18 protein-coding genes are annotated in these 16,875 nt (G+C 63.9%); 12 read left to right on the top strand and 6 right to left on the bottom strand.

The window, feature by feature from the left end; all coding sequences use genetic code 11:
• Positions 1 to 25 precede the first annotated feature (25 nt).
• The 12 genes from trxA (at position 26) to ACFWXH_RS15330 (ending at position 11,316) form a co-directional block, all read left to right on the top strand.
• Positions 26 to 349: a thioredoxin gene (trxA, locus tag ACFWXH_RS15385; protein ID WP_024924257.1), complete on the top strand. Its 324-nt coding sequence runs from the start codon at positions 26 to 28 to the stop codon at positions 347 to 349.
• A gap of 234 nt (positions 350 to 583) precedes the next feature.
• Entirely contained in the window at positions 584 to 865 is a 282-nt protein-coding gene (locus tag ACFWXH_RS15380) for a cupin domain-containing protein (protein WP_379121615.1), read from the top strand.
• A gap of 60 nt (positions 866 to 925) precedes the next feature.
• Positions 926 to 1,690 (top strand): TSUP family transporter, encoded by a 765-nt coding sequence (locus ACFWXH_RS15375; RefSeq protein ID WP_379121613.1) that lies wholly within the window; start codon positions 926 to 928, stop codon positions 1,688 to 1,690.
• Positions 1,691 to 2,026: 336 nt separating this feature from the next.
• On the top strand, positions 2,027 to 3,565 hold the full coding sequence (locus ACFWXH_RS15370) for an ABC transporter substrate-binding protein (protein WP_379121611.1): 1,539 nt from the start codon (positions 2,027 to 2,029) through the stop codon (positions 3,563 to 3,565).
• Between the two features lie 102 nt (positions 3,566 to 3,667).
• The gene (locus tag ACFWXH_RS15365; protein WP_054312595.1) at positions 3,668 to 4,609 is read left to right on the top strand and encodes an ABC transporter permease; all 942 of its coding nucleotides are present in this window, start codon (positions 3,668 to 3,670) and stop codon (positions 4,607 to 4,609) included.
• Complete coding sequence (locus ACFWXH_RS15360) at positions 4,609 to 5,472, top strand: ABC transporter permease (RefSeq protein WP_379121608.1); 864 nt, start codon at positions 4,609 to 4,611, stop codon at positions 5,470 to 5,472. The genes ACFWXH_RS15365 and ACFWXH_RS15360 overlap by 1 nt, the downstream gene beginning before the upstream one ends.
• Positions 5,472 to 6,695, top strand: coding sequence for an amidohydrolase/deacetylase family metallohydrolase (locus ACFWXH_RS15355; protein ID WP_379121606.1), 1,224 nt, complete (start codon positions 5,472 to 5,474; stop codon positions 6,693 to 6,695). Before ACFWXH_RS15360 ends, ACFWXH_RS15355 begins: the two co-directional genes overlap by 1 nt.
• Positions 6,696 to 6,703: 8 nt before the next feature.
• Complete coding sequence (locus ACFWXH_RS15350) at positions 6,704 to 7,711, top strand: ABC transporter ATP-binding protein (RefSeq protein ID WP_379122224.1); 1,008 nt, start codon at positions 6,704 to 6,706, stop codon at positions 7,709 to 7,711.
• The gene (locus tag ACFWXH_RS15345; RefSeq protein WP_379121604.1) at positions 7,708 to 8,700 is read left to right on the top strand and encodes an ABC transporter ATP-binding protein; all 993 of its coding nucleotides are present in this window, start codon (positions 7,708 to 7,710) and stop codon (positions 8,698 to 8,700) included. Before ACFWXH_RS15350 ends, ACFWXH_RS15345 begins: the two co-directional genes overlap by 4 nt.
• A 12-nt stretch (positions 8,701 to 8,712) precedes the next feature.
• Complete coding sequence (locus ACFWXH_RS15340; protein WP_379121602.1) at positions 8,713 to 9,201, top strand: RidA family protein; 489 nt, start codon at positions 8,713 to 8,715, stop codon at positions 9,199 to 9,201.
• 22 nt (positions 9,202 to 9,223) lie between these two features.
• Positions 9,224 to 10,441, top strand: coding sequence for an aminotransferase class V-fold PLP-dependent enzyme (locus ACFWXH_RS15335; protein WP_379121600.1), 1,218 nt, complete (start codon positions 9,224 to 9,226; stop codon positions 10,439 to 10,441).
• Between the two features lie 56 nt (positions 10,442 to 10,497).
• Positions 10,498 to 11,316 carry an IclR family transcriptional regulator gene (locus ACFWXH_RS15330; protein WP_379121598.1) on the top strand — a complete coding sequence of 273 codons (819 nt, stop codon included), beginning with the start codon at positions 10,498 to 10,500 and terminating at the stop codon, positions 11,314 to 11,316.
• 60 nt (positions 11,317 to 11,376) lie between these two features.
• Here ACFWXH_RS15330 and ACFWXH_RS15325 read toward each other — a convergent pair whose 3' ends face one another.
• The 6 genes from ACFWXH_RS15325 to ACFWXH_RS15300 form a co-directional block, all read right to left on the bottom strand.
• On the bottom strand, positions 11,377 to 12,708 hold the full coding sequence (locus ACFWXH_RS15325) for a bifunctional folylpolyglutamate synthase/dihydrofolate synthase (RefSeq protein ID WP_379121596.1): 1,332 nt from the start codon (positions 12,706 to 12,708) through the stop codon (positions 11,377 to 11,379).
• A 30-nt stretch (positions 12,709 to 12,738) separates the two neighbouring features.
• Entirely contained in the window at positions 12,739 to 13,662 is a 924-nt protein-coding gene (gene accD, locus ACFWXH_RS15320; protein WP_379121594.1) for an acetyl-CoA carboxylase, carboxyltransferase subunit beta, read from the bottom strand.
• Positions 13,663 to 13,722: 60 nt separating this feature from the next.
• Positions 13,723 to 14,562 (bottom strand): tryptophan synthase subunit alpha, encoded by an 840-nt coding sequence (gene trpA, locus ACFWXH_RS15315; RefSeq protein ID WP_379121592.1) that lies wholly within the window; start codon positions 14,560 to 14,562, stop codon positions 13,723 to 13,725.
• A 91-nt stretch (positions 14,563 to 14,653) separates the two neighbouring features.
• Positions 14,654 to 14,899 (bottom strand): hypothetical protein, encoded by a 246-nt coding sequence (locus tag ACFWXH_RS15310; protein ID WP_054312584.1) that lies wholly within the window; start codon positions 14,897 to 14,899, stop codon positions 14,654 to 14,656.
• The gene (gene trpB / locus ACFWXH_RS15305) at positions 14,896 to 16,116 is read right to left on the bottom strand and encodes a tryptophan synthase subunit beta (RefSeq protein ID WP_379121590.1); all 1,221 of its coding nucleotides are present in this window, start codon (positions 16,114 to 16,116) and stop codon (positions 14,896 to 14,898) included. The genes ACFWXH_RS15310 and trpB overlap by 4 nt, the downstream gene beginning before the upstream one ends.
• A 29-nt stretch (positions 16,117 to 16,145) precedes the next feature.
• Positions 16,146 to 16,817, bottom strand: a complete 672-nt coding sequence (locus tag ACFWXH_RS15300) for a phosphoribosylanthranilate isomerase (protein ID WP_379121588.1) — start codon at positions 16,815 to 16,817, stop codon at positions 16,146 to 16,148.
• Positions 16,818 to 16,875 lie beyond the last annotated feature (58 nt).

Genomic DNA, 16,875 nt, shown 5'->3' with positions numbered 1-16,875 from the left:
ACGAAACATCCGAAAGGACTTGGCTATGGCCACCGTCAAGGTCGACAACAACAACTTCCGTGCTGACGTACTCGAGGCCAATGTGCCGGTCGTCGTCGATTTCTGGGCGGAATGGTGCGGCCCCTGCAAGATGATCGCCCCGGCGCTGGAAGACATTGCGAGCGAACTCGGCGCCAAGGTGAAAGTCGCCAAGCTGAACATCGATGAAAATCCGGAACTCGCCGCGCAGTTCGGCGTGCGTTCGATCCCTACCCTGATGATCTTCAAGGGTGGCGAAGTGGCCGACATCAAGGTCGGCGCCGCCCCCAAGACCGCGCTGTCGCACTGGATCAACGGCGCCGTCGCCTGATCGCTTCCGGTTCCGATACGATAAAAGCCCGACCTCGCGCCGGGCTTTTTGTTTGCCCCCACCGAACCCTGTCGCTGGCACTCGCGCCGCGTCTTGTTATGGCTTTCCTTCCTTCTTAGAGCGTTTCCATCTTTCATGGAAACGCGGAAACGCTCTAACTCTTTGTTTTTACGCAATTCCGAACGGAAAACCGCTACACACTTTTCCTGGAATTGCTGTGGGGAGGAGAAGCACATGACCGGAATCGCCAAAGCCACCGTCTTCATCGACAATGAACGCGTCATCGTTACCGAATACCGTTTTGCGCCCGGTGCCAACACAGGCTGGCATCGCCATGGCCATGACTATGTCGTCGTGCCGCTGATGGACGGCAAGGTGAAGCTGTTGACCGACGACGGCGAGAGTGTCGCCGAGATGAAGAAGGGCGTGCCCTATTTCCGAAAGGAAGGCGTCGAGCACGATGTCATCAACGCCAATGACGGCGAATACGCCTTCATCGAAATCGAGCTGAAATAGACGTGTTTTGATCCCAGTGGCCAGCTTGCGCGATTCCATCCCCGCGTCGTACGGGATGTCATGGGTCTAGGGTCTCTCGTCGCCTTTGTCGGTTTTACCGCGGTCGCAGCCTACGTCCAGACATTGACGGGTTTCGCCTTCGGTCTGGTCATGATGGGCGCAATCGCGCTCGTCGGCCTGCTGCCTCTGCCCGACGCCGCCGCGATGGTCGGCATGCTCACCTTGATCAATGCCACGCAGATGCTGGTTCAGGGCGGCTGGCGCGAGGTTGCTCTGCGGGAGTTGCGGCTGATCCTGGTCGCCAGCCTGCCTTCCCTGTTCGTGGGTTATGCGCTGCTGGAATGGCTGGCGGATACGCGGTCCGATCTCTTGAAGATAGGACTTGGTCTGGTCATCATGCTGTCCAGCCTGCAACTGGCCATCAGGCCCGCCGGTTTGGCAAAGCCGTCGTCGGATGCGAGTTTCGTCGGCTTCGGTGTCGTCTCGGGCCTGATGAGCGGACTGTTCGCGACCGGTGGTCCACCGCTCGTCTATCTTCTTTTTCGCCAGCCGTTGCCGCATGCACGCATTCGCGAAACGCTGGTCACCGCTTTCGGCACCGCGCAGGCGGTCCGGCTTGTCGTCGTGGTGGCAAGCGGCAACCTGCCGTCCCTGTCGCCTGTCGCGCTCGTTCTCGCCATACCGACAGTGATGCTGATGACCTATGCGGCGCGCCGCTGGCCGCCGTCGCTGTCGCAACGGACGATGCGCACGAGCGTCTTTTTGCTGCTTTTCCTGTCGGGCCTGTCGCTGGCGTTGCCGGCCGCCATGCATCTTGCCGGCTAGAGCGTTCCCATTTCGCTGAAAGCGCCATAATTATTTGTTTTTTAAGCAATTTCCGACGGAAAACCGCTGCGCACCTTTCCTGGAATTGCTCCAGGGAACCATCGCGTGCCGGCGCCGGGCATTAAGGCCGACGCTGCCGGTCGATGACCCGCCATTCAAATCTTTCCCGGCAAATCAGACAGCATTTTCTCACGCCGGGTGCGTGATCGCAGCGCCGGTCGCGCGTTGCGACGGCGCCAAGGGGATTGCCGCTCGCGCTTGACGAAACGGAAAGTGGATGGAATAGTCATACACAAATAAAGCATAAATTACATAATAAGGGAACAAGGAGAGGCTATGAGACGCTTGTTGAGTGTTGCCGCGCTGCTTGCCGCAATGACATTGCCTGCCGTGCAAGGAGCCTGGGCCGAACCGGTCAAGGGTGGTGTGATCGACGTGGCGACCGTTGGCGAGCCGCCGACGCTCGATCCGATGGCCTCGACCGCCGATCTGGTCGGCATCGTCACCCAGCACATCTTTGAGACGCTCTACACCTTCGGCAAGGACTGGAGCATTACGCCGCTTCTCGCAGCCGACCTGCCCGGGATTTCGGGGGACGGGCTGACCTACACCATCCCACTCAGGACCGGCATCAAATTCCACGACGGTTCCGACATGGATTCGGCCGATGTCGTCGCCTCGCTGCAGCGCTGGGAGAAGGTGGCGACGCGCGGCAAGCAGGCGGCCGAGGTGATCAGTTCCATTGAAGCGGTCGACGCCAGCACGATCAAGATCGTGCTGAAGAAACCCTATGCGCCGCTGGTCTCGCTGCTCGCTTTCAACAATGCGGCGGCCATTATCATCCCATCGGAAAACGCCGGTGAAGACCCCCTCACCAAATTCATAGGCACCGGTCCCTACCTGCTGAAGGACCGCAAACCCGACCAGTTCATCCAGCTTGCCCGCTTCGACGGCTACAAGTCGCGCGACGGCGAGCCGAACGTCTACGGCGGTGCGCGCAAGCAGTATCTGGACGAGATTCGCTTCGTGCCGGTGCCGGACCCCAATACCCGCGTGGAGGGCGCGGTGGCTGGCCAATTCGCCTATGCCGACGCGTTGCCGGTGGAAGCCTACGACAAGATCTCCGGCGGCAAGACCAAGCCGGTCATCCTCAAGCCGTTCGGCTGGCCGGTCTTCGTCATGAACACCAAGGAAGGCCTGAATTCGGATATCCGCATCCGCAAAGCGGTGCAGGCCGCACTTGCCCCGAACGACATGCTGACCGCCGCCTTCGGTTCGACGGACTTCTTCACAATCGACGGATCGATGTATCCGGAAGGCTTCGCCTGGCACAATAAAGTGGGCACTGACGCCTATAAGTCCGACGGCGACACCGAGACCGCCGCGACGCTGCTCAAGGAAGCCGGCTACGACGGTTCGAAGCCGCTGCGCATCCTTACCAGCCGCCAATACGAGTTCCACTACAAGATGGCGCAGGTGGCACAGGCCTATCTCGAGCAGGCCGGCTTCAAGGTCCAACTCGACGTGGTCGAATGGGCGACGCTGACGAAGAACCGCCAGGACCCGAAGCTGTGGGACATCTACATCACTCACAGCCCCTTCCTGCCCGAACCCTCGCTCAATGGCTTCATGTCGGACACGACGCCTGGCTGGTGGGCGACCGACGCGAAGCACAAGGTGGTCGAGGCCTTCAACGCCGAGTCCGATCCGGCCAAGCGCGCCAAGCTTTATGAGGATGTGCAGAAGGTGATCTACGAAGAAGCGCCGATCTACAAGGTCGGCGACTTCAACGCGCTCGCCGCGCAGGCGCCGAACCTGCAAGGGATGACGCCGTCGCCGTGGCCCTTCTTCTGGAACGCTTATCTGGAAAAGTAAGCCGTTTCTCCCGCCCGTCCTCTTCTGCGGAAGAGGCCGCCGGGCGCCGAAAGGTGCCGGCGCCCGGCAAGTTTCCAGCGACGATGCAAGGATCGTGAGCCGATGCTGCGCACCATCTTCAACAGGCTCCTCGGCATGATCGTGGTAATGGCGCTGGTCGTGACCATCGTCTTCGTCATCGTGCGCGTCACGCCCGGCGACCCGGCCGCCGTCATGCTGGGTCCGGACGCCACTGCCGCCGACGTCGCCGCACTTCGTTCGAGGCTCGGCCTCGACCAGCCGATGGTCGTGCAGTTCGGCCGCTATGTTCTCGGCGTCGTGCAGGGCGATTTCGGCCAGTCCATCTTCCTCAACCAGCCGGTGACGACGGCACTCGCCCAACGCGCCGAGCCGACTTTCTTCCTTACCGTGTTCTCGCTGTTGATCGCCACTGTGATCGCGCTGCCGGTCGGCATCCTTTCAGCTTACAAGCGCGGTTCCACCTTCGATCAGGTGGCGACGACACTGGCCATGTTCGCGGCCAGCGTGCCGAGCTTCTGGCTCGGCCTGTTGTTCATCCAGTTCTTCGCCGTGAAGCTCGGCTGGTTCGACACGTCTGGTTATGGCGGGCCGGGCGCGTCCTTCCTCGAGCGGCTGAATCATCTCGTCCTGCCGGCCCTGGCGCTCGGCCTGGTCTCATCGGCGCTGATCACGCGCTTCGCGCGCGCCTCCATGCTCGACGTGCTCAATGACGACTATGTACGCACTGCCCGTTCCAAGGGCATGAGCGAATGGCGCGTGGTTCTCAAACATGCGCTGAAGAATGCGCTGATCCCGATCCTCACCGTCATCGGCCTGACGGCGGCGCTGCTGATCTCCGGTGCCGTCGTCACCGAGACGGTGTTCAGCCTGCCGGGCGTCGGCTCGCTGGTGGTGTCGGCCGTGCTGAGGCGCGACTATCCGGTCATCCAGGGTGCGCTCCTGGTCATCGCCGGCCTCTACGTGCTGGTGAACTTCGCCATAGACATGCTTTATCTTGCCATCGATCCGAGGGTCCGCGCCTGATGGCCGCCATCTCCGCCCCCCTGCAAAGCGAACCCAACCTGCTGGCGAGACTGATGGGCCGACCGACCTCGGGGGTCGGGCTGGTCGTGCTGGCGGTGATCGCGCTAACCGCGCTTCTGGCGCCATGGATCGCACCCTATGCGCCGGTCAAGCTTTCCATCGCGCATCGGCTGGAGGCGCCGAGCTTCACGCATCTGTTCGGCACCGATGATCTCGGCCGCGACGTCTTTTCCCGTATGCTTTATGCCGCACGCACTTCGCTGTCGGTCGCGCTTGCCGTCGTGGTCTTCTCATCGATCGTCGGCATTGTGCTCGGGCTGATGGCTGGCTTCTTCAAGAAGCTCGACATGCCGGTGTCGCGCCTTGTCGACGCCATGATGACCTTTCCCGACATATTGCTCGCTATCGCGCTGGTCGCAGCACTCGGCCCGACCGCCGTCAACGTTGTGATGGCACTCGGTATCGTTTATGCGCCGCGGCTGGCGCGCGTGGTGCGCGCCTCGACGCTGGTGATCCGCGAGCTGCCCTATGTCGAGGCAGCTCGCGCTCTCGGCGTGCCGACCCCGGTGATCCTTGTGCGGCATGTGCTGCGCAACATCGCCTCGCCGATACTGGTGCAAGGCACCTTCATCTTCGCCAACGCCATCCTGGCCGAGGCCGGCCTTTCGTTTCTCGGGGTCGGCATCTCACCCGACATCCCGACCTGGGGCACCATGATCGCGGTCGGCCGGCAGTATATGGACCAGGCCGGCTGGATCATGATGTTTCCGGGTGCCGCCATCGTCATCACCGTGCTCGCGCTGCAACTGGTCGGCGACGGCTTGCGCGATCTCCTCGATCCCCGCCTGGCAAAGGATATCTGATGTTCGCCAATCGCTTCCCGCAAGCTCAGCGGCCGCTGCTGATCAGCGGGGCAAGGCCTGTCGGCTTCGGCTCCGGTTTCCCCGAACGGCTGGACGTGCTGGTCGGCAGGGACGGTCGTATCGCCGAGATCGGGTCGACAATCGCGGCGGGCGACGATGTGCGGACCGTGGAGGCGAACGGCGCATATCTGTCACCCGGCTGGACCGACCTGCATGTCCATGTCTGGTATGGCGGCACCGACATCTCGCTGCGCCCCGAGCAGTGCGGCGCGGCGCGCGGCGTCACCACCATGGTCGACGCGGGCTCGGCCGGCGAGGCTAATTTCCACGGCTTTCGCGAATATGTCATCGAGCCGGCGCGGGAGAATATCTACGCCTTCCTGAACATAGGCTCGATCGGGCTGGTGGCCTGCAACCGCGTCTCCGAACTGATCGACATGCGCTCGATCGACATCGACCGCACCATCGCCACCGTCGAGGCCAATCGCGATGTCATCGTCGGGCTGAAGGTGCGGGCAAGCCATGTCATCACTGGTGGCTGGGACCTTACCCCGGTGCGGCTGGCGAAGAAGTTCAGCCGCATCTTGAAGCTGCCGATCATGGTGCATGTCGGCGAACCGCCGCCGCTCTACGACGACATCCTGCCGCTGCTTTCGCAAGGCGATATCGTCACCCATTGCTTCAACGGCAAGGCCGGCGGCTCGCTCCTCGAGGACGAGGACCTCTACCGGCTGGCCGAGGACGCGGCCGCGCGCGGCATCGTGCTCGACGTCGGCCATGGCGGCGCTTCCTTCTCCTTCGACGTGGCCAAGGCTGCGCTTTCGCGCGGCCTGCCGCCGAGGACGATCTCGACCGACCTGCACAACCGTTCGATGGACACGTCCGTGTGGGATATGGCCACCACCATGTCGAAGCTTCTCTCGCTCGGCATGGCGTTCGAAGATGTCGTCGCCGCCTCCACCGTCGCGCCGCGGCGGGCGATCTCGCTGCCGAGCGAAAAGCTCATGGAAAAGGGCAAGCCGGCCGAATTCACGCTGTTCGATCTCGTCGAGGCCGATGTGACGGTGAAGGATTCGCAGGGAGCGACCTCGACGCTGCACCGCCTGTTCGAGCCGCGCCATGCGATCCTCGGCGCCGAGGCGGTTCCTGCGCACCGCCACGTGCCGGTGGAAGGCGCGCCCGGCGGTGGCCAGGTCTGCCCGCATTGCGGATGGAAATCATGAGCGACAGCCTGCCCTCCGACACCATCCTGTCCGTCCAGGACCTGAAGACCTGGTTCGTTACCCGGCACGTCACCGCCAAGGCGGTCGACGGTGTGACCTTCGACCTGAAGCGCGGCGAGACGCTTGCCGTGGTTGGCGAGAGTGGCTCCGGCAAGTCGGTCACCAGCCTGTCGATCATGGGACTTCTGTCGCACCCAGGCAGGATCGAAGGCGGCCGGATCCTGTTCCGCGATCGCGCCGAGACCGTGCATGACCTCGTCAGCTTCCGGCCCACGGACTTCCGCCGCATCCGCGGCCGCGAGATCGCCATGATCTTCCAGGAGCCGATGACCAGTCTCAACCCGCTCTATACGGTCGGCGACCAGATCGGCGAGATGATCGCGCTGCACGAGAAGGTGAGCCGCGAGGAAAAGCGCAAGCGCGCCCTGACCATGCTCAAGCATGTCGAGATCCCGGACGCCGCTTCGCGCCTGGACGACTATCCGCACCAGATGTCGGGGGGCATGCGCCAGCGCGTCATGATCGCCATGGCGCTGGCCTGCAACCCCTCGCTGCTGATCGCGGACGAGCCGACGACGGCGCTTGACGTCACCATCCAGGCACAGATCCTCGACCTGTTGCGCCGGTTGCAGGGCGAGTTCGGCATGTCCATTTTATTCATCACCCATAATCTCGGCGTGGTCGCCGAGATCGCTCACAATGTCGTGGTCATGTATGCTGGCCGCGTCGTCGAGCAGGCGCCGGTCAACCAGTTGTTCGCGCATCAGCGTCATCCCTACACGAAGGGGCTGCTCGCCTGCACGCCGAATGCCGGGCGTGATATCGATGCAGCGGGCGAACGCCGCGCCCTCTATTCCATTCCAGGCTCGGTGCCGCCACTCACCATGCTGCCGCCAGGCTGCACCTTCGAACCACGCTGCGACTTTGCCATCCCGCCCTGCAAGGCAGCACCTCCGCCGCTGGTGCCGGCCGGCGCCAACGGGTTCTCCCGCTGCATCAGGAGCGCGGAGCTATGAGCGCCGTCATCGAGATCGACCGACGTGTCGAAACCAAGCCGCTGCTCGTCGTAGAGGGCCTCACCAAACATTTTCCGGCCCGCAGCGGCCGCATCGTCCACGCGGTGGAGGATGTCAGCTTCTCGGTGAAGCGCGGTTCAACAGTGGGGCTGGTCGGCGAGAGCGGTTCCGGCAAAACCACCGCCGGCCGCGTCCTCCTGCGCCTGACCGAGCCGACTTCGGGCAAGGCACTGTTCGACGGTGTCGACCTGTTCTCGCTGTCGACCGCCGAGATGCGCGCCTATCGACGCAAGCTTCAGATCGTTTTCCAGGACCCGTTCTCCAGCCTCAATCCGCGCTTGCGCGTGTCGGCCATCCTCGGTGAGGCGCTTGACGCCTGCGGTTTCCCGCGCGGCAAGAAGCGCAAGGAGCGCATCGCTGAACTGCTGACGCTGGTCGGCCTGTCGCCGGACCACGCCTTGCGCTATCCGCACGAATTTTCCGGCGGCCAGCGCCAGCGTATCGGCATCGCGCGCGCGCTTGCCGTGGAGCCGGAATTCGTCGTCGCCGATGAGCCGGTTTCGGCACTCGACGTATCGGTGCAGGCGCAGGTGCTCAACCTGCTTGGCGACTTGCAGAAGAGGTTGGGGCTCACACTGCTGTTCATCGCCCACGACCTGTCGGTGGTCGAATATCTCTGTGACGAGGTGGTGGTGATGTATCTCGGCCGGGTGATGGAGCGGGGGCCGAGCAAGCTGGTCTATGCTGCGCCGCGACACCCCTACACCAGGGCGCTGCTCGCCAGCGCACCGGTGCCCGACCCGACGCGTCGGCGCACGCATGTGGCGCTGACGGGCGATATCGCGAGCCCGATCGCGCCGCCGTCCGGCTGCGTCTTCCGCACCCGCTGCCCCGAGGCGATTGCCGCCTGCGCCGAAATCGTTCCGCCCACCGTCGAGATCGACGGCGGGCATCATGTGGCCTGTATCCGCCACGACGGAAGAGCCTGACTGGAGCCTTGCATGAATTTTTCGACATCGAAGCGTCCGCACGAGACGCCCTATGAGCGATTGAAGGCGCTCGGGATCACGCTTCCCGAGGCGCCGCCGCCGATCGCCAATTTCGTCACCCATGTGCAGGAAGGCAAGCTGCTGTTCCTGTCAGGCCAAGGACCGAGCGAAACGGACGGCCGCCAGCATATCGGCAAGGTTGGCGCGGATGTCACCGTCGAGCAGGCCTACGCTCATGCCCGGTTGACCGGCGTCAACCTGATCGCGGTCATGCACGCGGCCCTGGGCGACCTTTCGCGCGTGCGCCGCCTGGTCAAGCTGTTCGGCATGGTCAACGCCGTACCGGATTTCGCCGACCATCCGGCGGTCATCAATGGCTGCTCCGACCTGATGGTCGACGTTTTCGGGCCAGCCGGCGCGCATGCCCGCTCGGCCATAGGCCAAGGTTCGCTGCCTGGCCAGATCACTGTCGAGATCGAAGCCATCGTCGCGATTGACTGACGAACGATTGATGAGGAATACCATGGACAAGCCCTCCAGCAGAAAACAGATCGACATCCGCGCCCGGCTCAAGCTCAGGCCGGTCATCAACGTCTCTGGCACGATGACGGCGCTCGGTGCCTCCATCGTGGTACCCGACGCTGTCGAGGCGATTTCGGCCATTCTCGGCGAATTCGTCGAGATGGGTGATCTCTATCGCCGCGCCAGCTCCGTGATCGCGGAACTTACCGGCGCGGAAGCCGGCTTCGTCACGGCGTCCTGCTCGGCCGGCATCACGCTGGCCGCCGCGGCATGCATGACCGGCTCCGATCTGGCGGCGATCGAACGGCTGCCCGACGCCACTGGATTGAAGGACGAGGTCCTGATCCAATCCGGCCACATGGTCAGCTACGGCGCGCCGGTTGAGCAGGCGATCCGGCTGGCCGGCGCGAAGGTCGTTCCCGTCGGCCAGGCCACGAGCGCCCATGCGTATCAACTGGCCGGTGCGATCACCGAATGCACGGCCGCGGCCGTCTATGTCGTGTCGCATCACGTCGTCGACTATGCCCAGATTCCGCTGAAAATATTCTGCGATGTCTGCCATGCCCGCGGCGTGCCGGTGATCGTGGATGCCGCGTCCGAGTACGACATGACTGGCTTCCTCGCTGACGGTGCGGACTTGGCGCTCTATTCCGGCCATAAGTTCCTCGGCGGTCCGACTTCCGGCATCGTTGCCGGACGCAAGGAAATGGTGCGTGACACCTATCTGCAGAACCGGGGCATCGGCCGCGGCATGAAGGTCGGCAAGGAAGGCATCGTCGGCGCGCTTGCCGCACTGCAAGCTTGGAAGAGCCGCGATCATGCCGGTATCCGTGCCCGCGAGCAGCTCGCCTTGGATTGCTGGGTCGAGGCTCTGGCTGACCGGCCGGGTATCGCCGCGGCGGTCGTTCCCGATCCGACGCACAATCCGCTGGACCGGTTGAAGGTGAACGTCGATACCGAAGCGGCTAACATCACCGCCTGGGATCTCGCCGACCGGTTGGCCGCCGGCGATCCGCCGGTGATCGTGCGGGATCATGAGGTCGAGCACGGCTACTTCTTCCTCGACCCGTGCAACCTGCATCCCAATGAGGAGTTCATCGTGGCGAAGCGGCTTGCCGAGGAACTGGATCAGGCACGGAAGTCGAACACAGTCATTGCGACGCCTTTCGAGAATCGGCTGCTGGCGCGTGAGGCGGCGATCCTCAAATGGCCGGATTGAACGTCTGTTGCGCACCAACCCCTGATTCTACTATGGGGTGAAAAAGGCGAGATTTCATGTCGACGACAGAGACTGATAGTGAGGTGGGCGAGGCGGAAGCGGCGCGGATGCCGCGCCGTTCGCGCACCAGCGGCATCGATCGGGCGCTGCAGGTCCTCGACCATTTGCAGAAGCAGGGCCGGCCGACCACCGCATACGAGATCGCGCGCGCTGTTGGTGCGCCACTGTCGACCATCTACGTCATCGTTGACGACCTTGTCGACAAGGAGATGCTCGATCGCAAGGACGGCGGGCTGCTGTGGCTCGGGCCGCGGCTTTATCATTACGGCCTGAGCTATGCGCGTTCGCTGGACCTGCTCGAGGTTGCCGTGCACGAGATGCACCAGCTGGCGCACCGTTCGGGCGAGACGGTTCAGATTTGCGGCAGGGACGGCGACAACATGGTGGTGCTCGCCATGGAGGAAGGATCGGATCACTTCCAGGTCACCTCGCGCGTAGGCACACGCACGCCGCTGAATTGGACTGCCTCCGGGCGCCTTTTGGTTGGCCATCTTTCCGAAGCTGAACGGCTGGAGCTGTTCGGCCGCTCGGCCACGGCCTCGCCGACCGGCCGCGCCGAAACCGATAAGGAACTGCTTGCGTCCGCCGCTGCCGCCGCGCTCGAGCAGGGCCTGTCAATCCAGGCCGGCGAGTCCGATTTTTCGGTCGCCTGTGTCGCGGCTCCCATCCGCGACTCTCAAGGTGCCTGTCGAGCCACGGTTTCCATTGTCGTGCCGGATGTAAAGATCAAGCAGAAGGATCCGGATCTGGTAGCGCTGGTCAAGGAAAGCGCTCGGCGTATCGAGACACGGCTGGGCTGGCACCGTCCGGACTGAGAAACCGCTGCGTTAAGGCTGCTATCGCGACGATGCTGGAGCGTTTCCGCTTTTTGTGATTCAGCTCGGCGGGGTACCGTTTTCGGCCAGCACGGCACCGGCAAGATAGAGCGAGCCGCCGATCAGGATACGCGGCGCGACTTCCTTTTCGTCCCAGGTATCGCGCAGCAGCATCAGCGCGTTGGCGACGGAGCTGACCGGCTCCGCCGACAGCTCCGCCTCGGCCGCGCGTGCAGCGAGTTCGTCGTTCGGTACCCCGGAATCGCTCATCGACACCGGCACCGTGTAGACATGCCTGGCCAGCCCCTTGAAGGCGCGAAAATAGCCGCTCTGGTCCTTGGTGTTGATCATGCCTGAAATCAGGAACAGTGGCCGCGGCGTCTTTTCCTCCTGCTCGGCGAGTGCCTCGGCGATGGCCGTGCCGGCGCCCGGATTGTGGCCGCCGTCCAGCCAGATCTCGGCGCCGCGCGGCGCCAGGTCCACCAGCCGGCCCTGCGTCAGCCGCTGCATACGGCCTGGCCAGGATACGCTGGTCATCGCCTGGTCGGCGTCATGTTCGCCGATCTCGAAACCGGCGGCCTTGATTGCGGCGATGGCCGCCGCGGCATTGGCGAACTGGTGGCGACCGGGCAGGCGCGGCGGTGACAGATCCATCAGCCCGTCACCGTCCTGATAGACCATGCGGCCGTTCTCGCCGAAGGCGAGGAAGTCCTGGCCATAGACCGAGAGCGGTGCGCGCAGCCGCTCGGCGGTCTCGATCAGCACGAGCTGTGCCGCTTCGAACTCCTGCGCACCGACCACGACCGGGCAGCCGCGTTTGATGATGCCGGCCTTTTCGGCCGCGATCAGTTCGACGCGATCGCCGAGATAGGCTTCGTGGTCGAGCGACACCGGCATGATCACCGAGACCGCCGGCCGCTTGATGACGTTGGTGGCATCGAAGCGCCCGCCGAGGCCGACCTCCATGATGGCGGCGTCCGCCGGATGCTCGGCAAACAGCAGGAAACCGACAGCGGTCAGGATCTCGAACACGGTGATCGTCTCGCCTGCATTGGCTTCGGCCACGCGGGCGATCGCATTGGCGAAGACCTTGTCTTCCACCAGTTTGCCGCCGCCTTCGGCGCCCAGCCGGTAGCGTTCGTGCCAGTTCACCAGATGCGGCGAGGTGTGCACATGCACGCGGTAGCCGGCGGCCTCGAGCAGTGCGCGCGAGAAGGCCGCGCAGGAGCCCTTGCCGTTGGTGCCGGCAATGTGGATCACCGGCGGCAGCCTGTCCTGCGGATTGCCGAGACGCTCCAGCAGGCGGCTGACGCGATCCAGCGAAAGGTCGAAGCCCTTCGGATGCAGCGTCATCAGGTGTTCGATCTGACGCTCGGCGGAGAGTGTGGTCATGCGGAGGCTCCGCGCTGCACTTGGATAGGGTTACGCCTGCGGCCGCGCTTCGGGCTTGGTCACCACCGGCGGCAGGATTTCCGGCTCGGCGATCTTCTTTTCCGGCGGCTGCTTGAGCAGCAGCTTGAGCAGGCCGGCCACGGTTTTCTTCATCTCCAGCCGGGAGACGACCATGTCGACCATGCCGTGCTGCATCAGATATTCCGAACGCTGGAAGCCTTCGGGAAGCTTCTCGCGGATCGTCTGCTCGATGACACGCGGGCCGGCAAAGCCGATGAGCGCGCCGGGTTCGGCGATGTGTACGTCGCCCAACATCGCATAGGAGGCGGTAACGCCGCCGGTCGTCGGGTTGGTCAGCACGACGAAATAGGGCAGGCCGGCTTCCTTCAGCCGGTCGACGGCAACGGTGGTGCGCGGCAATTGCATCAGCGAGAGGATGCCCTCCTGCATGCGCGCGCCACCGGACGCGGCGAACAGGATCAGCGGACGCTTGCGCTGCAGGGCGACCTCGAAGGCGCGGATGATGGCCTCACCGGCGGCCATGCCGAGCGATCCGCCCATGAAGGCGAAATCCTGCACGGTGACGACCACGGGAAGGCCCTCGATCGTGCCGGTGGCGTTGAGGATGGCGTCCTCCAGTCCGGTCTTGGCCTTCGCCTCCTTGAGGCGGTCGGTATAGCGCTTCTCGTCGCGGAACTTCAGCGGGTCGATGGGAACCTTGGGGTTCTCGATGACCTCGTACTTGCCGTCGTCGAAGAAGAACTTCAGCCGTTCCTTGGCCGAGATCTTCATGTGGTGGCCTGAGGATGGGATGACGAACTGATTCCCTTCCAGGTCCTTGTGGAAGATCATCTCGCCGGTTTCCGGGTCTTTGACCCAGAGGTTCTCCGGCACTTCCCGGCGGCCCAGCATCGAATTGATCTTCGGGCGAACGAAGTTGGTGATCCAGTTCATCGCTTCGGCTCCTGCCCGTGTTTGTTGGTCGGGCGTCGTAATTGTAGAGAGGTAGGAAAACTATTCGGCAGCAGCAAGGCGGGCCGAACGCACGCCTTGTGCCAGGCCGCTCACCAGCGTGGCCACGGCCTCGGCCGGGTCGGCGGTCTTCTCGCCTTTCGGGCCCAGCACATTGGCTATCGCATTGACGATCGCCGTGCCGATCACCACACCATCTGCAGAGGCGCCGATGGTGCGCGCCTGCTCGGCGGTCTTGACGCCGAAGCCGACACAGACCGGCAGGTCGGTGTGTTCCTTGATGCGCTGGACGGCGGTCGCCACCTTGGTCGTGTCGGCCAGCGCCGAACCGGTGATGCCCGTCATCGACACATAGTAGACGAAGCCGGAGGTGTTCTCGAGCACCTTGGGCAGGCGCTTGTCGTCGGTGGTCGGCGTGGCGAGGCGGATGAAGTTGATGCCGGCCTTCAAGGCGGGGATACACAGCTCCGCATCCATTTCCGGCGGCAGGTCGACGATGATCAGTCCGTCTATGCCGGATGCCTTGGCCTCGGCCAGGAAATTGTCGACGCCATAGACATAGATCGGGTTGTAGTAGCCCATCAGCACGATCGGCGTCTCGTCGTCGCCCTTGCGGAATTCGGCGGCTATGGCCAGCGTCTTCTTCAGCGTCTGCCCGCCTTTCAGCGCGCGCAGGCCGGCAGCCTGGATCGCCGGACCGTCGGCCATCGGGTCGGAAAAAGGCATGCCGAGCTCGATGATGTCGCTGCCGGCCTTGGGTAGCGCCTTCATGATCGACAGCGAGGTGTCGTAGTCCGGGTCGCCGCCCATGAAATAGGTGACGAGGGCCGGCCGGCCTTCTGCTTTGAGCTTCGCCATGCGGCGGTCGATGCGGGTGGTCATGCCATGCCCTTCATAGTCGAATGGATCTGGGTTGCTGCGCCGGCGGCTGCGAAGCCCTGCGCGGCAAGGTCGAGGATCGCAAGCATCCGTCTCATTCGGGATGTTCGCGGATTTCGATGGTCACCGCGAAGGCGTAGAAGCCGTCGCGCGCGATGCGGCTGCGTGCCAGCTTCGGATCGAAGGCGATGCGCGGCTCGCCGTCGTCGGCGACATTGGTCAGGAATTTGAGGTTCTGGCTGTCGCGCACGCCCTTGGCGTTTTCGCGCTGGTCGCCGGCCTCCACCGCCACATAGTGGTGGGGATTGTGCCTGGAGTGATAGATCTCGAAAGTGCTCATATCTCCATGCCCATCATCTTTGCGACCGTGTGGACGTCCTTGTCGCCACGGCCGGACAGGTTGACGATGATGATCTTGTCCTTGGCCATATTGGGCGCGATCTTGACGGCATGCGCGATGGCATGCGCCGATTCCAGCGCCGGGATGATGCCTTCGGTCCGCGTGCAGAGCTGAAATGCCTCCAGCGCCTCGTCGTCGAGGATCGGCTGGTAGTCGACCCGGCCGCTGTCGCGCAGCCAGCTGTGCTCGGGCCCGACGCCAGGATAGTCGAGGCCGGCCGAGATCGAATGGCCTTCCAGGATCTGCCCGTCGTCGTCCTGCAGCAGGTAGGTGCGGTTGCCATGCAGCACGCCCGGCTTGCCGGCATTCATCGAGGCGCAGTGCTCGACGCCGTCCAGCCCGCGGCCACCCGCCTCGATGCCGATGATCTCGACATCCTTGTCGTCGAGGAAGGGATGGAACAGGCCGATGGCATTGGAGCCGCCGCCGACGGCGGCGATGATGGTGTCGGGCAGGCGGCCCTCCTGATCCAGCATCTGCTGGCGCGCTTCCGTGCCGATGACCGACTGGAAGTCGCGCACCAGTTCCGGATAGGGATGGGGCCCGGCGGCGGTGCCGATCAGGTAATAGGTGTCCTCGACATTGGTGACCCAGTCCCGCAGCGCTTCGTTCATCGCATCCTTCAGCGTGCCGTGGCCGGCGGTCACCGGCCGCACCTCGGCGCCCAGGAGCTTCATGCGGAAGACGTTGGGGCTTTGGCGGGCGACATCGGTGGCGCCCATATAGACCACGCAAGGGTAGCCGAAGCGTGCCGCCACCGTGGCGGAGGCGACGCCATGCTGGCCGGCGCCGGTTTCCGCGATGATGCGCTTCTTGCCCATGCGCTTGGCCAGCAGGATCTGGCCGAGGCAGTTGTTGATCTTGTGCGAGCCGGTGTGGTTCAAATCCTCGCGCTTGAAGTAGATTTTCGCCCCACCGAGATGGCGGGTCAGGCCTTCGGCGAAATAGAGCTTGGAGGGCCGGCCGGCATAGAAGGTCGACAGTGCCGATAGCTCCGCCTTGAACTCCGGATCGTCCTTGGCCTTGTTCCACTCCCGCTCCAGGTCGAGGATCAGCGGCATCAGCGTCTCGGCGACGAAGCGGCCACCGAAAATGCCGAACATGCCCTGCTCGTCGGGGCCCGTGCGGAAGGAATTTGGCAACGCCGGCTTGTTCATAGCCGATCTCCTAGAAAGCTGTTTGATGCTCAGGCGGCGCGGATTTTACGCGCTGCCCGCACTGCCTGAAAGAACTCTGCGATCAGCCGGACATCCTTGACGCCCGGTGCGCTTTCAACGCCGGACGAAATGTCGAGGCCGGGCGGATTGGCGATTGCCAGCGCCTCGCCGACATTGTCCGCGTTGAGCCCTCCCGAAAGCATGTAATCGAGATCGGCGTCAAGGCTGGTCAGAATGCGCCAGTCGAAGGCAACACCGTTGCCGCCGGGCAATTCGGAACCCTTGGGCGGCTTGGCATCGAACAGGAAACGGTCGGCGACGCTGCGATAGGGCGTGACGGCGGCGAGATCGTCGGCTTCGCGCAGCGAAAACGCCTTCATGACCGGCAGGCCATAGCGGGCCTTCACTTCGGCCACGCGTTCGGGGCTTTCGGAGCCGTGCAGCTGCAGCATGTCGGGCGCCATCGCGGTCACGATCTCGTCCAGAAAGGCGTCGTCGGCATCGACGGTGACGGCGACTGCCTTGGCTTTGCCGCGTGCCGCCTGGCGCAGGCGTCCGGCATCGGCAGGCGCGATGTTGCGCGGGCTCTTGGCAAAGAAGATGAAGCCGACATGGCTGGCGCCATTGTCAAGCGCGGCGGCCAGGGCCGCCTCGGTCCTGAGACCGCATATCTTGATCTCGCGTGTGTTCTCACGTGCCATGAGGCCGGCAAGTGCCACGAAAAGCCGGCAAAGTCGAGGAAAAGCGACGATTTGCCGA

It is taken from the genome of Mesorhizobium sp. NPDC059054 (genome assembly GCF_042739215.1).
Lineage (GTDB): Bacteria > Pseudomonadota > Alphaproteobacteria > Rhizobiales > Rhizobiaceae > Mesorhizobium.
Note: the sequence above shows the minus strand (reverse complement) of the source record. Positions and strands in the feature narration are given on the sequence as shown.